The organism is Psychrobacter sp. NPDC078631, from assembly GCF_050268165.1.
Taxonomy (GTDB): Bacteria; Pseudomonadota; Gammaproteobacteria; order Pseudomonadales; family Moraxellaceae; genus Psychrobacter.
Window position 1 is genome coordinate 1 of sequence record NZ_JBNNGG010000009.1, and the last position, 1,964, is coordinate 1,964.

A 1,964-nucleotide genomic window follows, 5' to 3' on the forward strand; every position below is an offset into this window, starting at 1 on the left:
CCAAACATCATCGTCATGGTCGATGAAGGTCACCGTAGCCAAAATGGTGAGAATAATATCCGTATGGCGCAAGCCCTGCCAAACGCTGCCTTTATTGCCTTTACGGGTACGCCATTGCTTAAGGATGATAAGACCGAAAACAAATTCGGTAGCATCATTCACTCTTATACCATGCAGCAAGCGGTCAAAGATAAAACGGTCACGCCACTCTTATACGAAGAGCGCATCCCTGAATTGAATACCAATGACCAAGCCATTGATGCTTGGTTTGACCGTATCACCCAAAAGCTCACTGATGATCAAAAAACTGATCTCAAACGTAAGTTCTCACAAAAAGGTCAAATCTATCAGGTTGAAGGCCGTATTGAATTGATCGCTCATGACATCTCTGATCACTTCCAAAACTTTAAACAGCAGCATCTAAAAGGTCAATTAGCTTGTGATTCTAAAGCCTCTGCTATCCGCTATAAAATGGCATTGGATAAGATTGGCAAAGTGACCTCAGTGGTTGCTATGTCACCACCTGATACTCGTGAAGGGCATGACACCGTCGATGGCGAATCAAAAGACATTGTCCAGAACTGGTGGCAAGCCAATGTCGCCAATCAGTACGGCGGTGATGAAAAAGCCTATACCAAAGCCATTATAGAAGCCTTTGGTCAAGATGATGGTCCTGACATTATGATCGTTGTCGATAAGCTACTAACGGGCTTTGATGAACCAAAAAACACCGTACTGTATATAGACAAGCCCTTAAAGCAGCACAACCTCATTCAGGCGATTGCACGGGTAAACCGCTTGCATGAGAAGAAACGCTTTGGTTATTTGATTGATTATCGCGGCATCTTAAAAGAGCTGGATATCACCATTGAGAAATACCAAGACTTAGCCGAGCGTACACAAGGTGGCTTCGATATCGAAGACCTTAAAGGTCTGTATAACGCGATGGATACTGAGTATAAGCAGCTACCCAGACTGCATAGCGAGCTGTGGGCGATATTCTCATCAGTGAAGAATAAACAGGATGGGCAAGCGTTGAGGCAAGTGCTTGCACCAAAAATGCAGGAGATAGATGGTAGGGTAGTCGATACCAAGCTCAAAGAACGTGATGACTTTTATGCGGCTTTGACCGAGTTTTCTAACGCCATGAAAATTGCGTTGCAATCAGCGTCTTTCTTTGAAGACAAATCATTCGATAGCAAGCGTGATCGCTACAAAGCCGACCTAAAGGCCTTTATCAATTTACGTAAGCAAGTGCGCGAAGATGCTGATGAGACCGTTGACTATGATGAGTATGAAGCAGATATTCGCAGCTTACTTGATAAGCATATCGCTGGACTTGAGGTTCGTGAGGCAAAAGGTGCTTATTTGGTTGGCAACCTAGGTAAGGATGTTAAGCCTGAGGAATTAAGCGATGATGAAGCGCGCAACCAAACCGATAAAATCACTGGTCGGGTGACCAAGATGATTGAGCAGGATTTGGCTGATGATCCTTATGCCCAAGAGTACTTTTCTAAATTGCTCAAGCAAGCGATTGCTGATGCTAAAGCCATGTTCGATGCGCCAGTGAAGCAGTACATGATGTTTGCTGACTTTGAGCAAGCTGTCAAAGACCGTGATGTCGCCGATGTACCAAATGAGTTTATCGATAATAGCGGCAAATTAAACAAACATGCTCAGGCTTATTTTGGTTTGTTTAAGCATTTATTTGATGCTGATTTCTTGGTAGATAAAGATTTAGATAACGACAAGCTAGTCGCTTACGCCTTTGAGATTGATAATATCGTTAAGACAGCAGTGGCTGAGTATTCTATTAATCCAGCAGAGATCGAAAATGCTATTAGTGTCAAATTGCTGCCAATGTTATTTACGGATTTGGGTATCGATAAAGCGCAACAGCTCATCGAGGAAGTGCTAAAGACTACCCGTCTTGGACTTTCAAGAGATAAGTAGCCTAAGAGCAG

Annotated in this window: 1 protein-coding gene; it reads left to right on the forward strand. The window is 43.4% G+C overall.

Features of this window, described 5'->3' with window-relative positions; translation table 11 throughout:
• The coding region (locus ACQKCP_RS13020) for a type I restriction enzyme subunit R domain-containing protein (RefSeq protein WP_427612620.1) at positions 1-1,953 on the forward strand (1,953 nt) is incomplete at its 5' end.
• Between the last annotated feature and the right edge of the window lie 11 nt (positions 1,954-1,964).